General features: G+C 42.4%; 18 protein-coding genes. All 18 read right to left on the reverse strand.

Annotated elements, in window-relative coordinates:
- Positions 1-2: 2 nt before the first annotated feature.
- On the reverse strand, positions 3-461 hold the full coding sequence (locus DWW43_RS03435) for a SpoVA/SpoVAEb family sporulation membrane protein (protein ID WP_049941114.1): 459 nt from the start codon (positions 459-461) through the stop codon (positions 3-5).
- Between the two features lie 51 nt (positions 462-512).
- Positions 513-935 carry a stage V sporulation protein AB gene (locus DWW43_RS03440; RefSeq protein WP_008403000.1) on the reverse strand — a complete coding sequence of 141 codons (423 nt, stop codon included), beginning with the start codon at positions 933-935 and terminating at the stop codon, positions 513-515.
- Positions 925-1554, reverse strand: a complete 630-nt coding sequence (locus DWW43_RS03445; protein ID WP_008402999.1) for a stage V sporulation protein AA — start codon at positions 1552-1554, stop codon at positions 925-927. The genes DWW43_RS03440 and DWW43_RS03445 overlap by 11 nt, the downstream gene beginning before the upstream one ends.
- Before the next feature lie 62 nt (positions 1555-1616).
- On the reverse strand, positions 1617-2294 hold the full coding sequence (locus DWW43_RS03450) for a sigma-70 family RNA polymerase sigma factor (protein ID WP_008402998.1): 678 nt from the start codon (positions 2292-2294) through the stop codon (positions 1617-1619).
- The gene (spoIIAB, locus tag DWW43_RS03455; protein ID WP_008402997.1) at positions 2295-2726 is read right to left on the reverse strand and encodes an anti-sigma F factor; all 432 of its coding nucleotides are present in this window, start codon (positions 2724-2726) and stop codon (positions 2295-2297) included.
- Between the two features lie 20 nt (positions 2727-2746).
- Positions 2747-3088, reverse strand: coding sequence for an STAS domain-containing protein (locus DWW43_RS03460; protein WP_008402996.1), 342 nt, complete (start codon positions 3086-3088; stop codon positions 2747-2749).
- Between the two features lie 145 nt (positions 3089-3233).
- Complete coding sequence (locus DWW43_RS03465) at positions 3234-4643, reverse strand: tetratricopeptide repeat protein (protein WP_119962731.1); 1410 nt, start codon at positions 4641-4643, stop codon at positions 3234-3236.
- Between the two features lies 1 nt (position 4644).
- On the reverse strand, positions 4645-4791 hold the full coding sequence (locus DWW43_RS12070; RefSeq protein ID WP_008402992.1) for a hypothetical protein: 147 nt from the start codon (positions 4789-4791) through the stop codon (positions 4645-4647).
- On the reverse strand, positions 4778-6127 hold the full coding sequence (locus DWW43_RS03470) for a folylpolyglutamate synthase/dihydrofolate synthase family protein (RefSeq protein ID WP_119962732.1): 1350 nt from the start codon (positions 6125-6127) through the stop codon (positions 4778-4780). Before DWW43_RS03470 ends, DWW43_RS12070 begins: the two co-directional genes overlap by 14 nt.
- Positions 6128-6139: 12 nt before the next feature.
- Positions 6140-6634 (reverse strand): preQ(1) synthase, encoded by a 495-nt coding sequence (queF, locus tag DWW43_RS03475; protein WP_008402990.1) that lies wholly within the window; start codon positions 6632-6634, stop codon positions 6140-6142.
- Between the two features lie 14 nt (positions 6635-6648).
- Positions 6649-7875 carry an acetylornithine/succinylornithine family transaminase gene (locus DWW43_RS03480; protein ID WP_008402988.1) on the reverse strand — a complete coding sequence of 409 codons (1227 nt, stop codon included), beginning with the start codon at positions 7873-7875 and terminating at the stop codon, positions 6649-6651.
- A 41-nt stretch (positions 7876-7916) separates the two neighbouring features.
- The gene (locus DWW43_RS03485; protein ID WP_119962733.1) at positions 7917-9677 is read right to left on the reverse strand and encodes an ABC transporter ATP-binding protein; all 1761 of its coding nucleotides are present in this window, start codon (positions 9675-9677) and stop codon (positions 7917-7919) included.
- A gap of 16 nt (positions 9678-9693) precedes the next feature.
- Positions 9694-11475 carry an ABC transporter ATP-binding protein gene (locus DWW43_RS03490; RefSeq protein ID WP_119962734.1) on the reverse strand — a complete coding sequence of 594 codons (1782 nt, stop codon included), beginning with the start codon at positions 11473-11475 and terminating at the stop codon, positions 9694-9696.
- Positions 11476-11685: 210 nt separating this feature from the next.
- On the reverse strand, positions 11686-12426 hold the full coding sequence (locus tag DWW43_RS03495; RefSeq protein ID WP_008402983.1) for a YebC/PmpR family DNA-binding transcriptional regulator: 741 nt from the start codon (positions 12424-12426) through the stop codon (positions 11686-11688).
- A 170-nt stretch (positions 12427-12596) separates the two neighbouring features.
- Complete coding sequence (locus tag DWW43_RS03500; protein WP_119962735.1) at positions 12597-13403, reverse strand: hemolysin family protein; 807 nt, start codon at positions 13401-13403, stop codon at positions 12597-12599.
- A gap of 213 nt (positions 13404-13616) precedes the next feature.
- On the reverse strand, positions 13617-13961 hold the full coding sequence (locus DWW43_RS03505; RefSeq protein WP_008402980.1) for a type II toxin-antitoxin system PemK/MazF family toxin: 345 nt from the start codon (positions 13959-13961) through the stop codon (positions 13617-13619).
- A 70-nt stretch (positions 13962-14031) separates the two neighbouring features.
- Positions 14032-15198 carry an alanine racemase gene (gene alr / locus DWW43_RS03510; RefSeq protein ID WP_119962736.1) on the reverse strand — a complete coding sequence of 389 codons (1167 nt, stop codon included), beginning with the start codon at positions 15196-15198 and terminating at the stop codon, positions 14032-14034.
- Between the two features lie 26 nt (positions 15199-15224).
- Positions 15225-16775, reverse strand: a complete 1551-nt coding sequence (locus tag DWW43_RS03515) for an NAD(P)H-hydrate dehydratase (protein WP_119962737.1) — start codon at positions 16773-16775, stop codon at positions 15225-15227.
- Positions 16776-16784: the final 9 nt, after the last annotated feature.

A 16784-nucleotide genomic window follows, 5' to 3' on the forward strand; every position in this document is an offset into this window, starting at 1 on the left:
GGTTATACCCAGCCGGCAAGTTTACAGATCCAATAAATAACTCCAAGTCCCCATGACACGAAAATTCCATACATGATAACAGGTCCTGCGATCGTGAAACATTTCACACCTTTTCCAAACACCTCACCTTCGGTCTGAAATTCTATGACCGGGGCACAGACGCCATTTGCAAAACCGGTAATCGGAACAAGCGCTCCCGCCCCACCGTATTTGGCTATCTTCTTATAAAGATTAAACCCTGTAAGGATAACGCTGATCAAAACAAGAATAACAGACACATAGGAAGAACTGTCGTTCTTATTCCATCCAAAATACTGTAACAGGTTAAACAAACCCTGCCCGATCGTACAGATGAGTCCTCCAACCAGAAATGCCCAGAGACAGTTTCTGAATGAATTCGATGTCGGAGTTACTGTTTCTACATACTGATTATATTCCTTTTCTTTTGGTTCATATTTCATACCGTACACCTCTGTTTCTTTCATTATTATAAGTTTTCTTTGTTTTGTCTGTCAGACCAGTCCGGTAGAGATCAGTCCTATTATCGATCCTACAAGTTTACCTGCAGCCACCGCATAGATCACATAGGGAATATACCGTCTGACGGAAAACCGCCTTGAAATAATCGGGAACACATTTAACACCTCTGCCAGAGCTCCAACCAGACAGCCGGTAAATATACCGCCGAACAAAGTGACAAATGCCAGACCGGGAAGTAAAAGCGGAATTCTGATATTAAACAGATAAATGACATTACCCACAACCGCACCATAGGCAAGCAGACATTCAATCAACATATAGTGCCTGTCACCTTTTACCTTTTCCGCAAGCTTCGGAAATACACCGATCAGGGAAATAAATGCAAAATATCCACTGGATATTGCTGCACCGCCAATAAATGCAACAGCCGCATAACAGATAAGTCTAATCAGCATCCCGGACATCCTTCTTTCTTGTAGCATCCGTTATGATCGTCTGGTTCACTTCTTGTTCATATTGGCGCATCTGGACCTGAAGCGGTGTCGGATCATCCGTGAATTTCTTATTGGTTCCGTGATTAAAGAATATGATGATTCCGATAAATAACCCGATTGAATAGGAGACGGCTCCTATCGCAGCCCCGGACTCACTTCCCCCGGTAAATACATTTTGCAGCAGGTCAAGCTGTCCAAGCAGGTTTACATCGGAATTATAAGATATGATAGAAAATCCCGCCCCAAAGAATGCGATCAGACAGAGCAGAATAAACTTAAATGTCTGCTTGATCCGGTCTGACGGATCAAATGCTTTGTAATATACAACCACATTTGGCTGGCCAAGATTTGTAATGCTGACTTCCTCGTCGCAATTCTTCTTGATCTCCTCAATGATATCCAGAATCGATATGACCTGCTGCCCTTTTGAACCGGTTGAAAAATTCATAAGCACAAGCTTTTCGATTTTGTTCTTCAGATCCGGATTATCCGCTACAACCTTTGATACATCCTTTATCCGAACCTTCCGCTGTTCGGCAAGAACATTTTCAGCCAGCTGCAGATAGACCATATATGCCATTTTTCATCACCCGCTTTATTCCATATTCCTATAGAAAATAGGATGTCAGCATTTGTTATATTTTATACATATTCTTTGAGCTTCTCTAAAATTTTCTTCTCCTTCCTGCTTACCTGAACCTGACTGAGTCCAAGCGCCTTTCCTGTCTCTGTCTGTGTACGGTCTTCAAAATATCGAAGTCTGATCAGCATCTGTTCGTCCGGATCAAGCCGATCCAACAGCTGTGACAACGTAATATGATCCACAATATCCTGACTGTATTCCTCAGTCTTTGATAGAACTCCGGGCGTATCTAAAGATTCAATCTCCATCGACGCTTCCATCGCCATTACAATATCTCCGGCATCAAAGGACAGCGCAGCAGCTATCTCCGTAATCTCCGGTTCATAACCTTTTTCTTTCTTTATCTTCTGTCTGTACTGTTCTACCTTCATATTCATTTCTTTCAGGCTTCTGCTCACCTTGATCGCACCGGAATCCCGTAGAAAACGTCTGATCTCTCCCTGAATCAGCGGTACTGCATATGTGGAAAATTTTACATCATACTCAAAGCTGAACTTGTCAATACATTTGATCAGTCCTATACATCCAATCTGAAACAAATCCTCGATGTCATATCCTCGTCCTGTAAATCTTCTTGCTACACTCCATACAAGCCCAAGATTCTGTTCAATCAGTTTCTCTTTTGCATGGTCATCCCCATTTTTCGCCTGTAAAAGAAGATCCAGATTATTTTCCATTTACATCGCACATCCTGTCCCTATTTTTTTCGTCATCTTTACTACTGTTCCGACTCCCGGCTCCGATTCCACCGTCAGTTCATCCATAAACGCTTCCATAAATGAAAATCCCATTCCTGATCTTCCATCTGTTCCGGTTGTATACATCGGTTCCATAGCTTTATCAACATCTTCGATTCCGCATCCATGATCTGTGATCTCTATGTACAGGATTCTGTTTGCAATACGGGATACAATTTCGATCACACCATCTTCTCCTTTATATCCATGGATGATCGAATTCGTAACAGCCTCTGATACCGCTGTTTTTACATCTGCCACTTCTTCTAATGTCGGATTTGTTCTTGTCATAAATGATGCAACAACAACTCTTGCAAAGCTCTCATTTCTTGGATCACTTCCAAATTCTATTTTCATTTCATTTCTGTCCATTTCCGTCTTCTCCTTTTCTTCTATGAGGTATGTACAGTCCGATACGCTTCCTCAAAATTTCCTGCTTTTGTTACGATCTTAAATATTCCGGACATCGTAAGCAGCCGTTCCATTCTGTCATTACTGTTTATGACAAATGCCTGTCCGCCTCGGTCATAGACATTACGAAACCGCCTGGTTATAAATCCAATTCCGGAGCTGTCCATCATATTTGTGTGCTTAAAGTCAAAGACCACATAACGAACCCTGGAATCAGAAAAAGCATCTTCCGTTTCTTCTACCAATCCGGCTGCACGATAATCGTCTACTTCCTCAGGAAGTTCGATCAGTATAGTATCCCCAATCTTTTCATAATTATTCATATTTCCCTCCTTTTTTCATACATGTATTTTTGTATATATATTACTGTCTGATATCGCATGATTAATTCCACAAAAAAAGACAAACAGGCGTGTCTATCTCCTATTTGTCTTTTGTATTTTATAATATTATTTTTTTTCACATCTATTACTCATTCAAAGGATCCGGTCCGGGCTCTGTGGTTCCCGTCTCTTGCGTTGTTCCTTCCTCTTGAGTGGTTCCCTCGGTAGTAGTATCAACAGTGCTTTCCCCGTCTCCCGCATCTTCACTTGTCTTAACGCCGGATAATGAAACTGCAACTGTATAGTAGATAGAATCCGGACATTTATCAAGGAAGGTTTCAAATGCCGTCTTTGCTTTATCTTCATCCTCTGTACCAAGGTAACAAAGTGCTTTGTAATATAACGCAACATCATAATCCGGGCTGGTCTCCAATACTTTATCAAGCTCTGTCATAGCTTTATCATACTGTGTATCGTTATAATATTTGAGTGCCAGCTGCATAGATACTTTATCTGCATCCGCTAACTCTGCCTTACTTTTCTTCTCATACTCCGACACCTGTTTTGCCAATGTATCATTCTTTGTCGTAAGCGTATCAAGCTGATCCTGCAATGACGAAATCTTGGTATTTTTATCTGCCAGATCTTCACTGTAAGCGATCTTCACATCCCGACTCTCGTTATCCGCATTCTTGCTATGTTGCGGCATTACAAGGAACCACATAACCGCCAGTCCGAGCAGAAGTCCCGCAAATACATATGCAAGTGAATATTTGTAAAAATTGATATCCTTATATCTGCCAACCGGAACCGGTTTTCCTTCATAATCAACCGAGTCAGTATCTACATATGCCCGTGGCTGGTCTTCCACAAATAAAAGATCTGCGTCATAATCATCATCCGGATAATCACGAAAACTCATGATCTCCTCATCCGTATGTCCCATCTCGTTAAAATAACGAACAGCCAGCGGGTTCGTTCTGTCGATCTTGATAACACGTTTTAATGCTTTTCTTGCCTTATCATATTTGTTATCATCGATCAGAAGAAGTGCCATCAACAAATATCCGTTTACAAACTTCGGATTATCCGACAAGACTTTTCTAAGCTGGATAAAGGCAAGATCCTTACTGCCCTGTCTGGCATAGTTTACTGCCTGATTGTATTTTCTCGCCGCATTATTCGTCGTCTCTAGCTTATGGGGATTTCCCTTTACTTCTTTGATGTAGCGTTTTGCAACATTACGTCCGCTGAAATAATTCACACTGATGACCCAGTGGCTTAATGCCAGAACAACTTCACCGGTTTCATAATATACAAGTCCCAGAAGATTTCTGGCATCAATGTTCATTTTATCATATTTAAGAGAGATCTTTAATGCTTCCTCTGCACCGCTCATATCACGGACTCTGGCTTTATCCAGACCGATATTATAATAATATTTGGATGTGTTCAGTGCTTTATTTACAAACTCACTCTTTAATCCGCACTGGCTGCAATATCCGGTAACAAGGATCTTACCGCCACAATGCTTACAATTCAGTACATCTGCCATCTTATTTCTCCGTTTCCTTTGCTACACGAAGCATCTCCTGCATAATATCCGAGATATCCTTCAGATCATTATTATAAATGGCATCTTCTGCCTGATCTACTTCCAGAGTCGGTCTGAATTTTTTTACTTCTTCATCAAAGTTTATCATGATATTCCTCCATATTTGCAGATTGCTCTTTTATCCCTGAAAGCCATCGTTTAACTTCACCAACCAGATAAAGAGAACCCACACAATAGACTGCTGAATCTGTAATCTGTTCTTTATAACGGATAGCGGCATTCATTGCTTCTGCAATATCCTCATATGCCTCCACCGCATGTCCTGTGTATTTTCGAAATCTGTCAGCGATCAATGCAACAGGTGCTTTCCGTTTATTATCCACACTCGTAACTATGATCTTCTCAAATGAAAGTTCTTCTGTCAGATCCCGTATCATCGTATCATAATCCTTGTCCTTTACTGCTGCAAAGACCAGGATCTTCTTTTTCTTCGTATAAAGCGTCCGAAGTGTTCTGCAATAACATTCGACCGCTTCCGGATTATGCGCACCATCTACAAACAGATCAGGTGCGATCTCCTCCATCCTGCCTTCCCATGAAAAATCAAGCAATCCGCTTCTGACTGCCTGCTCTATCCTGACATCAGCACCTGCATTTTTCTCGTATTCCATATTCCTGATCTGCATCAGGATATCAAAGGATGCAACTGCAAGGCAGGTATTTTCGACCTGATAAAGAGACGTTTTCGGTATCCTCAAATGGTCATAATTATAATACCGATTATGAAATGAAAAATCAATGGTTTTATCATCTATTTCATTTATTATATAGTTTGATTTTTCGACCGCTGTTACAGCAGAATCCAATTCTTTTGCACGAGTCTCTATGATTCCAGACGAAACCGCATCCCGCTTGAAATATACGACCGGAACTGACGGTTTGATGATCCCTGCTTTCTCTCCTGCGATCTTAGCGATCGTATCTCCAAGATATTCCATATGATCAAGTCCTACCGATGTGATGATGCAAAGCTCCGGTCTTACGACATTAGTTGCATCCAGCCTGCCACCCATTCCGGTCTCATAAATCACATAATCCGGCTGCTTCTTCTCATAATAAACAGCCGCCATCGCAAACATCACTTCAAAGAAAGATGGATGAACGATGAACTTCTTCCGCACCTGCTCAAACGCCCATGTAAAATCTTCATCCGATATCATTTCATCATCATATCGGATCCGCTCATTGATCGAGACAAGATGCGGTGATGTAAACAATCCTACATGAAAGCCTGCATGCATCAGTATCGTAGCAAGCGCCTTTGCCGTTGATCCCTTACCGTTTGTTCCTGCTATATGGATCACTCTGTTCTTATCCTGTGGATTCCCTAAACGCTCAAGAAGACTGGCAAGATTCTCTGTGCCAATCTTCTGTGCGAACAATGGAATGCTTAGGATATACTCAACTGTTTCCCTGTAATTCATCTGACATTCCGCCTATCTGTTATCTATCTTTTCCGGATACAGGTCATGATTTGACATTCTGTTCCATGCAACTTCTTCCCATTTTGTTCCCGGTCTTCCGTAATTACAATATGGATCGATCGAGATACCGCCTCTCGGAGTGAATTTGCCCCAGACTTCAATATATTTCGGATCCATCAATTTGATCAGATCCTTCATGATAATGTTCATGCAGTCCTCATGGAAATCTCCGTGATTTCTGAAACTGAACAGATATAATTTTAAAGACTTGCTCTCTACCATCTTCACATCCGGAACATAGGATATATATACGGTTGCAAAATCCGGCTGTCCCGTGATCGGACATAAGCTGGTAAATTCCGGACAATTGAACTTGACAAAATAATCATTGTCCTGATGTTTATTGATAAAGGTCTGTAACATCTCCGGTGCATAGTCCATGCTGTATTTTACATTCTTATTGCCGAGAAGTGTTACATCTTCCATTTCTTCTGCGGTTCTTCCCATCTTCTGTTACCTCCTTATGCATCTGCTTCTTCTGCTGCCTTTGACACACATTTGATCAGGATCTGAACAGCCTTATCGCACTGTTCCTTTGTTACGATCAGTGGCGGTGCCATACGAATCACATTTGGTCTTACCGCTGTGATCAACAGTCTGTTCTCAACAGCCAGATGCTTTACTTCGTTTGCGATCGGTTTGGTGAATTCAACGCCAACCAGAAGTCCGCGTCCGCGTACTTCCTTCACATACGGAAGGGAATAAAGCTGTTCTGCAAAATAAGCTCCTGTCTCTTTTGCATTCTCTGCAAGATGATTGTCTAAGATCTCATCGATCTCTGCAAGTGCGGCTGCACAGCATACAGGATTGGCTGCATAAGTAGAACCGTGTGCCCCCGGTGTAAATGCACTTGCAAGCTCTGCTGATGTACAAAGTGCGCCGATCGGCATACCGCCGCCGATCGCTTTTGCCATAGATACCATATCAGGCTTCACTCCATAGGTCATAAATGCCATCGTATCTCCGCATCTGCCCCATCCAGTCTGTACCTCATCGAATAATAACAGGATGCCGGTCTCGTCACAGTAAGCACGAAGTCCTTTTAAGAATTCCTCCGTTGCCGGATATACACCACCCTCGCCCTGAACAGGCTCTACCATGATTGCAACTGTGTCTTTGGTACATTTGCTCTTGAAATCCTCAAGATTATTGAACTCTGCATATGTGAAGCCCGGAAGCATCGGCTTGAAACCGATCTGACATGCATTGTCCGGCTGTCCGGTTGCTGATAACGCTCCATAGGTTCTGCCATGGAAGCTGTTAATGGCTGTAACGATATGATAATGCTCCGGTCCGTAATGATCGGTTCCGTATTTTCTTGCCATCTTGATCATTGCTTCATTTGTCTCTGTTCCTGAATTCTGGAACAGAACCTTCTCCATACCGATCGTCTCACAAATCTTCTTTGCAAGCAGAATCATAGGAAGTGTATATGCGTAATTGGATGCATGGATCACATTCTGGCACTGGTCTGCGATTGCTGCCGCAACTTTCTTGTTACAGTTACCGGTACTGTTTACTGCGATGCCGCCGAAGAAGTCAAGATATTCATTTCCTTCCTCATCGTACACATACATGCCGTCTCCCTTTTCTTCAATAAAATTCCATCTTCTGGACTGCTCGGCGAGGTATTTGTCTACTATGTCAAGTAATTCGTCTTTTGTATATCCGCTTTCACTAACTTTCATCTTCCTGTCTCCTTTATATAAATACAAATTTTTAGTTCCTACTAATGTGCAAACTGTGAATTGTAAAGGGTGTAATAGAATCCTTTCTGTGCTAAAAGTGATTCATGATTACCCTGCTCTATGATATGTCCATCCTTCATAACCAGTATAATATCAGATTCTTTGATCGTTGACAAACGATGCGCTACGACAAAGCTCGTTCTTCCCTTCATCATCTTCGCAAATGCACGCTGGATCCGGATCTCGGTTCTTGTATCGATCGATGATGTTGCTTCATCAAGGATCAGCATCGGTGGCAGATCAAGCATAACTCTGGTAATACATAAGAGCTGTTTCTGTCCCTGTGACAGTCCGCCGCCATCCTCTGATATCATGGTATCATACTCCTCCGGCAAACGCTTGATAAAGCTGTGTGCGTGGGACTGTTTTGCTGCTACTATAATCTCCTCATCCGTCGCATCCGGTCTTCCGTATGCGATATTCTCCTTGATCGTTCCGGTCTTTAACCAGGTCTCCTGAAGAACCATACCATAGTTATCACGAAGGCTCTCTCTCGTTACCTGACGGATATCATGGCCATCTACAGAAATGGCTCCGGCATCTACATCATAGAACCGCATTAAAAGATTGATAACGGTACTCTTACCACATCCGGTCGGTCCGACGATCGCTACACGCTTACCCGGTTCAACCTTCAGATTCAGATTCTTGATCAGTTCTACATCTTTATTATAAGAGAAATCCACATGAGACAGATCCACCTGTCCATCTGCTTTCTCGACCACATAGGCATCCGCAGGCTCCGCGATCTCCGGTTCTTCATCGATCAGCTCAAATACTCTGGCTGCGGATGCAAGTGCATTCTGAAGCTCCGTTACGACTCCTGAGATCTCATTAAATGGCTTTGTATACTGGTTTGCATAGCTTAAAAAGCTGGTAAGCTGACCAACGGATATTCTTCCCTTGATCGCCATGACCGCACCGATGATGCCAACGCCGGTATATACTAAGCTGTTTACAAAACGGGTACACGGATTGGTAATAGATGAGAAGAAGGTCGCATCCAGTCCGGCCTTATTCAATCTCTTATTTACTTCGTTAAAGCTGCCATTTACATTTTCTTCCATGGAAAAGGCTGTTACAACCTTCTGGTTTTCTACCATCTCATTAACAAGTGATGTCATCTCACCCTTGATCTCTGCCTGCTTTCTGAACATATGGTAGGTTTTCTTTGCGATAAATGCCGCAACAAACAGAGAAACCGGAGTGATCACAACAACCGCAACCGTGATCACAGCGTTAATCGATAACATGAAACAAAGCGTTCCAACGATAGTCATAACACCGGTAAATAACTGTGTAAAGCCCATCAGCAGACCATCTGAAAACTGGTCTACATCTGCAATCACACGGCTTACGATATCACCATGGGTGTGAGAATCCACATAGGATAACGGAAGCTGTTCTAACTTCTTATATGCAGATGTACGGACATCATTTACAACATGATAGGTAACTTTATTATTCAATATATTCATGATCCACTGGCAGACTGCCGTAACCGCAACTACAATCACAAAACGGATTGCCAGTGTCTTTAATGCTCCGAAATCAACGGCTCCTTTTCCGACGATCTTATCTACCATATGTCCGGTAATGATCGGTGCATATAAGGTCAGAACAACGGATATCGCTGCACAGATCAGGGAAAGGACAACTAAGAAACTGTATCGTTTGATATACTTTAATATTCTGCCAAGTGTTTTCTTATTGACAGACGTACTTTTTTCTTTTTTACTCATCGTCGCTTCCTCCTTCCTATGCCATTGCATTTCCGGCAGAAGTCTTTTTACCGGATACTTCATTTGCCGATAACTGTGACTGACATATCTCCTGATATACCTCACAGGACTGTAACAATTCTTCGTGGGTTCCGATACCTGCAACCTGTCCATCATCTAATACAATGATCTGATCGGCTCCCATGATCGTCGATGCTCGTTGGGAAACGATAAATACGGTCATACCCTTTGTCTGCTCTTTGATCGCACGCCGAAGCGCTGCGTCTGTTGCAAAGTCTAGTGCCGATGCACTGTCATCCATGATCAGGATCTCAGGCTTTCTTACAACTGCTCTTGCGATCGTAAGACGCTGCTTCTGCCCACCGGATAAGTTCTTGCCACCCTGTGTAATCTTAAAGTTCATGCCATCTGTTTTCTGATCAACGAATTCTTTTGCCTGTGCGATCGTAAGTGCCTCATTGATCTCTTCTTCCGTTGCGTCATTTTTACCCCAGCGGATATTCTCGGCGATCGTTCCCTGGAACAGAACTGCCTTCTGTGGAACCACACCTACCTTCATTCGAAGGGAATGGAGATCATAGTCCTTTACATCCACACCATCGATCTTAACCGCACCACCGGTGGCATCATAGAATCTCGGGATCAGGTTGACCAGAGAACTCTTACCGGAACCCGTACCACCGATAATACCGATCGTTTCTCCCGCTTTTGCAGAAAATGATATACCAGTCAGCGAATCTTCCGATGCTTTACCATACCTTAAGGCTACGTTGTCAAATACCACCTTAGGAACATCCTGTCCGGCTGCCTTCTGTGCTTCTGATAAAGCAGAACCTTCTTCAACCTCTGTGATCGATGGCTTCGTATCAAACACAACATTGATTCTCTTTGCACATGCGATCGACTTTGTGATGTTAATGATCAGATTGGCAAGCTTTACAAGCTCAACTAAGATCTGTGACATGTAGTTGATCAGTGCAACAACCTTACCTTGTGACAGGATACCGATATCGGTCTGTCCGGCTGCGATCCAGATGATCGCAACAGTTGCAAGATTGATGATCACATATGTGACAGGATTTAAGAATGCCGAGATTCTTCCGACATACAACTGAATATCCATCAGATCATCGGTTGACTTATCGAATTCATCAACCTCTTTTTGCTGCCTGTTAAATGCCCGGATCACACGGGCACCTTCCAGATTCTCTCGGGTCAGAAGCATGACCTTATCCAGTCTTGCCTGTACCTTCTTAAACAATGGAATGCTGACAAGCATAATTCCGAATACAACGATCGACAATGCCGGTATTGTAACCACAAAGGTCATGGCTGATTTGACATCGATCGTAAATGACATGATCATCGCACCGAATACGATAAACGGAGAACGTAAGAACAAACGGAGCACCAGATTGACACCTGTCTGGATCTGGTTGATATCACTGGTCATTCGAGTAAGCAGTGTCGATGTTCCGATCGTATCGATCTCATTATAAGAAAGACATGTGATATGACGGAACAGATCACTTCGAAGTGCCGTTCCGAATCCGGTTGCTGCTTTTGCGGAAAAATACTGTGCTGTCAGAGAACAGCTCAGGCCGATGATACCAAGTGCGATCATAACGAGACACATCCGAAGAACATATCCCATGTCCTGATTTTTAATACCGGTATCAATAATATGTGCCATTACGATCGGGATCAGCAGTTCGAAACAAGCTTCCAGCATTTTAAATAATGGTGCCAGAACCGATTCTTTTTTATAGTCCCGTAAATATCTTAATATTCCCTTCATTCTACTCTCCTACTCTTGTTGTAAAATGTATATATGCTCTCTGCATTTGTTTTTAACATACCATATGCCAGGCGTGCTGCCAAACGGCTTTCTGCCGTCCTGCTGCCTGCCTGGCATACATATATGGTAGAATCTCCACACCCCCTTACATAAAATTGCATGTGGATTCTGTGGAAATTCTTTCATGCACAAATGGCATGAACGATATAATTATTCCTCATCCGGAAGATTTGCATTGTGATATACGGCCTGTACATCATCATCTTCATCTAAGAGATCCAGAATTCTTGTAAACTTCTTTACAACCTCAGGATCTGTCAGATCTACATAGTTCTGTGGGATCATGGTAAGCTCTGCTTCTGCCATCTTGATTCCCTCTTTTTCAAGAGCCTCTCTGACTGCTGAGAAATCATCCGGTGTTGTGATGATCTCAAAGCTGTCTTCCTCTTCACTGAAATCCTCAGCTCCGGCATCCAGTGCCATCATCATAAGATCATCTGCATCCATATCACATTCTTCTTTATCGATAATGATCTGTCCTTTATTATCAAACATATAAGATACACAACCGGTCGTTCCTACATTTCCGCCGCCCTTTGTAAATGCGTTTCTTACATTTGCAGCCGTTCTGTTCTTATTATCTGTAAGAGTATCAACGATGATCGCTGTACCGTTCGGACCATATCCTTCGTATGTATTAGCAACATAATTTACTGAGTTTGCATCACCTGCTGCTCTGTCGATACCACGCTTGATCGTATCGTTTGGCATATTGTTTGCCTTTGCCTTTGCGATTACATCACGAAGCTTACTGTTGTTATCAGGGTTTGCACCACCTTCTTTTACAGCGATCGCAATTTCCTTACCGATAATGGTAAAGATCTTACCCTTTGCAGCATCGTTCTTTTCTTTCTTATGTTTAATATTTGCAAATTTTGAATGTCCTGACATTTTTTTACTCCTTAACTCTGTAATTCTATCTTTTGAATATCCATTTTCGGATATCGGTTTCTTTTTTGAAGCTTTATAAGCCCAACTGGTTCATAATATCGTGATTTCATCACTCAATGCATTCCGCAAAATCACCATCCTTGCAAGCAAATAATTTTGCGTTCATAATATCATACCTGATTTTCATTTTCAACCTTGGTTATCCGCACCTTATCGATCATCTTATCCTTGATCCCAATGGTCTCAAAATTATATCCCTTATATGTAATATCTATTTTTTCGTTCTCATAAGGGAGCCTTCCCAGTTCATACAGCATAAACCCGTTCAGTGTCTGAAAATCCTCATCCGGAAACTCAATTCCCAGATGTTCCGACAATTCATCCAGTTCTGCTCTGCCGCCCACGATATATCCATGACCCGCAAGTGCAATATCATCGTCATCATCGTCGTATTCATCAAAAATATTACCGACAATTTCTTCCAGAATATCTTCCATCGCTATGATGCCTTCTGTCTGACCATACTCATCCACCACAATAACCATATGGATTTTCTCTTTCTGCATCCGTTTGAATAATTCCGATATATTCTTTGTCGGATGCACAAATGTCGGCTCAACCATGATCTGTTCGATCGTCTGGTTCTTATCCTGCAGATACGCTTTTACGAAATCTTTAAAATAAAGGATTCCGACTATATTGTCCAGATCATCATCAAACACCGGATATCTGGAATAATTATTCTCCAGCATGATCTTGATCGTTTCATCCATTGTGGTATGTTTGTCGATTCCAACTACATCGGAACGCGGAGTCATAACATCCCGGACTTCTTTCTCACTGAATTCAAAAATATTTGTGATCATCTCTACTTCGTCATCATGAATGAGTCCCTGTTCATTTCCCTCATTGACCATGGAAATAATCTCTTCCTCAACTTTTTCTTCATCAGCTTTTCTGTTATTAAATAATTTCATATACCAGACAGTCTCTGTCTACAAATCACCTCTCCTGTTCGTTTCATTCTGCATTCATTCTTAATCCCATACGAATGCAAATATAATGGAAATATATCATTAATTCCAACATTCGTCAATTTTTTCATATGAGAATCTGCATAATCCGTATTCATATGGAAATCTGTATAACTGTATGATTATACAATGTCTGTAATTACCATGCCACAAAAATCAATACAGATCCAGACTGATCTTTAATGCAATATCTACCTTTTTCAGAATGTCATCTCCCATATGGCATACTTTTTCTTTTAATCTCTGTTTATCGATCGTACGCACCTGTTCCAACAGCACAACCGAATCCTTTGCCAGATCATACCGACTGGAATCAATCTCAACATGTGTAGGCAGCTTCGCCTTGTTCATCTTGCTGGTGATCGCTGCACAGATCACCGTAGAACTGTGTTTATTTCCCGCTTCATTCTGTATGATAAGTACCGGTCTGACTCCTCCCTGTTCCGAACCAACGACAGGTCGTAAATCAGCATAAAATATATCGCCTCTTCTGATTACCAATTCTTTTCACTCCATTTATTTATTAATATCTTCTGTTGTGAAAAGTATTTCCAATTCTATTCTATGATATTCAGTTTCGGCGTAGATAATTCACTTCCCCGACTTCTTTTCCATCCCTAATATAGACTCTTGGTACACGTCTTCCGATATTACAGATCAGTTCATAGTTGAAGCTGTTTGCCGGTTCCGCAACTTCTTCCACCGTGATCTCTTTATCTCCGCATTTTCCGATCAGAACAACTGTATCACCGACTGCCGTCTCCGGTATATCACTTACATCGATCATAAACTGATCCATACAGACACGTCCGGTGATTGGTGCATACTTACCATGAATGATCACACGTCCGATATTGGACTGTGCTCTTGGATATCCGTCAGCATAACCGGCAGACACGGTTGCTATTCTCATATCATGCGGTGCGACAAATGTCCATCCATAGCCGATACCTGTTCCTGCTTTCACATCCTTCACATGAACTACCTTGGCAAGTAGTTCCATTGCCGGCTTAAGTGCCACGATTGAATGATCGACTTCATCCGATGGATATAGTCCGTATGTTACGATACCGGATCTTACCATATCAAAGCCTTCATTATCCATCTCCATGATTCCTGCGCTGTTTGATATATGCTTTACAGGAATCGATATACCCCGTTCTTCTAATCTGCCGATCACAGACCGGAATAACGCAAGCTGTCCATTTGCAGCTGTTTTATCGTATTCGTCCGCCTTTGAATAATGTGTAAATATTCCCTCGATCTCAATTCCCGGCATATGCGCGATCTGCACGATATCATTGATACCTGCATCATCACACTGAAAGCCGATCCGGCTCATACCGGTATCCATCTTGATATGGATCTTTGCTTTTGTTCCTTTCTTTACCGCATCATCTGAGAGAATGGCACATTCAGCTTTATCATACATAGCAGGTTTTACATCGTATGTGATCAGTTCATCATACTCTGATGGGTCTGTATATCCAAGTATCAACAATGGCTTCTCACATCCTGCATGACGAAGCTCTACCGCCTCATCAATACAGGCAATGGCATAAAAGTCTGCCAGATCAGAAAGGGCTCTTGAAACCTCTACTGCTCCGTGGCCATAGGCATCTGCTTTGATCACGGCAAGCATCTTCATACTCTCCGGCACACATGCCTTCATCATTTTTATATTTTCTCTGATATTATCCAGATTGATATCTGCTTCTATTCTTCTATATTTATTCATTTGTCTGCGCCTCTGCCTATTATATTTTATACATAAGAACTCATGACCGGACCGATCTCATCGATCAGACTGCCGGCGGTCATAGCCGCCTTTCCATACCGTTTCTTTGCACGATCCCCTGCCAGTCCGTGTATATACACCCCAAGTCTTGCTGCCTCTGCCGGAGATATTCCACCGGCGGATAGCCCTGCGATCATTCCTGCAAGGACATCACCTGATCCTGCTGTTGCCATGCCATCATTACCCGAAGTGTTCATGTAAGTATGCACACCTCCTGCACTGACACAGGTTCTTGCATCTTTTAATACACACACAAGTGTTTCTGCTTCCGCAAATGTCCTACACTCACGAACCGGTGCTTCTTTTAATTCAGCCACTGTCTTTCCTGTCAGTCTGGACATTTCCTTTATATGTGGTGTAATAACAAGTGATATATTTCCCGTCTGTCTGCTTATCTCTCCTGCCGTAAGCAAATCTTTATGAGCTGATAAAAGATTAAGGCCATCGGCATCAACAACGATCGTTCCTTTGAAATCCTCCAACACTGTCTTAAGCATACATTCCGCTTCTTTTCCGGTTCCGATACCCGGTCCGATCAGTATAACATCTGCCCATGCACATGCATCCTCTGCACAGAGGACAGCCGTTTTCTCATCCTGATATGTCTTCATCAATGCTTCCGGTAGATATCCGCCTACGATCACTCTGTTATCCTTATGAGTATATACCTTTACCATACCACTTCCAACCCGGTAGGCTGCCGATGCCGCAAGACAGGCTGCTCCCGATATCTCCTGACTACCGGCTATGACTGCTACTTTCCCAAATGTACCTTTATTTCCGTCTTCTGCTCTTTTTGGAAGACGCATCAAGTCTTTTTCTTCGTATGTATATATTTCCGGCATTACTATATCGACTGCTTTTCCCGGAAATCCTATATCTTTTACAAGGATTTCTCCGCAACAAGCACATCCCGGATAAAGTACCATTCCGACCTTCATTAAACCCATTGTTACTGTAAGATCCGCCTTTACTGCAACATTCATCACCTGCCCGGTAGTTGCCGACACCCCGGATGGAATATCTATCGATACAACATATGCCGGAGTATCATTGATCTTCTCAATAATTTTTTGATGAATACCCCTGATATCCCGTTTTAATCCTACACCAAATATCGCATCAACGATAATATCATACTTCTGATCAGGATATTCATCAAGAAGCTTTATACCGAGCTGCTCTAAAATATTCTGCTGAACAGCAAAGCTCTCCGTTGCTTTCCGGATCTGCCCTATGCAATATACATCCGTCTGATAACCCTTTTCTGACAAGATCCGCGCTACTGCCAATCCATCGCCGCCATTATTTCCCTTTTCAACAATAATCAGAACCTTAATATCTGCCATGGTTTCTACACATTGTCCGCTTCTCTGATCAATCGGAAATCTATTTTCAATTTCTCCTGCTACAGCCATAGCCGCTCGCTCCATTAATACGATTCCCGGGATTCCGATCTGATCGATCGAGTTACGATCAATCTCCTGCATCTCATTCCCTGTTGCAAGAAATTTCATAAAACTGCT

The organism is Clostridium sp. AF15-41 (assembly GCF_003604095.1).
GTDB lineage: Bacteria > Bacillota > Clostridia > Lachnospirales > Lachnospiraceae > Coprococcus.

Excerpts from the sequence above, each read along its gene's own strand:
- DWW43_RS03490 (WP_119962734.1), bottom strand. The coding sequence starts at position 11,475 with ATGAAGGGAATATTAAGATATTTACGGGACTATAAAAAAGAATCGGTT.
- DWW43_RS03480 (WP_008402988.1), bottom strand. The coding sequence starts at position 7,875 with ATGAAAGTTAGTGAAAGCGGATATACAAAAGACGAATTACTTGACATA.
- DWW43_RS03515 (WP_119962737.1), bottom strand. The coding sequence starts at position 16,775 with ATGAAATTTCTTGCAACAGGGAATGAGATGCAGGAGATTGATCGTAAC.
- DWW43_RS03500 (WP_119962735.1), bottom strand. The coding sequence starts at position 13,403 with ATGAAATTATTTAATAACAGAAAAGCTGATGAAGAAAAAGTTGAGGAA.
- queF (WP_008402990.1), bottom strand. The coding sequence starts at position 6,634 with ATGGGAAGAACCGCAGAAGAAATGGAAGATGTAACACTTCTCGGCAAT.
- DWW43_RS03460 (WP_008402996.1), bottom strand. The coding sequence starts at position 3,088 with ATGAATAATTATGAAAAGATTGGGGATACTATACTGATCGAACTTCCT.
- DWW43_RS03440 (WP_008403000.1), bottom strand. The coding sequence starts at position 935 with ATGCTGATTAGACTTATCTGTTATGCGGCTGTTGCATTTATTGGCGGT.
- DWW43_RS03470 (WP_119962732.1), bottom strand. The coding sequence starts at position 6,127 with ATGAATTACAGGGAAACAGTTGAGTATATCCTAAGCATTCCATTGTTC.
- DWW43_RS03450 (WP_008402998.1), bottom strand. The coding sequence starts at position 2,294 with ATGGAAAATAATCTGGATCTTCTTTTACAGGCGAAAAATGGGGATGAC.
- DWW43_RS03495 (WP_008402983.1), bottom strand. The coding sequence starts at position 12,426 with ATGTCAGGACATTCAAAATTTGCAAATATTAAACATAAGAAAGAAAAG.
- DWW43_RS03445 (WP_008402999.1), bottom strand. The coding sequence starts at position 1,554 with ATGGCATATATGGTCTATCTGCAGCTGGCTGAAAATGTTCTTGCCGAA.
- alr (WP_119962736.1), bottom strand. The coding sequence starts at position 15,198 with ATGAATAAATATAGAAGAATAGAAGCAGATATCAATCTGGATAATATC.
- DWW43_RS03485 (WP_119962733.1), bottom strand. The coding sequence starts at position 9,677 with ATGAGTAAAAAAGAAAAAAGTACGTCTGTCAATAAGAAAACACTTGGC.
- spoIIAB (WP_008402997.1), bottom strand. The coding sequence starts at position 2,726 with ATGGACAGAAATGAAATGAAAATAGAATTTGGAAGTGATCCAAGAAAT.
- DWW43_RS03435 (WP_049941114.1), bottom strand. The coding sequence starts at position 461 with ATGAAATATGAACCAAAAGAAAAGGAATATAATCAGTATGTAGAAACA.
- DWW43_RS12070 (WP_008402992.1), bottom strand. The coding sequence starts at position 4,791 with ATGATAAACTTTGATGAAGAAGTAAAAAAATTCAGACCGACTCTGGAA.
- DWW43_RS03465 (WP_119962731.1), bottom strand. The coding sequence starts at position 4,643 with ATGGCAGATGTACTGAATTGTAAGCATTGTGGCGGTAAGATCCTTGTT.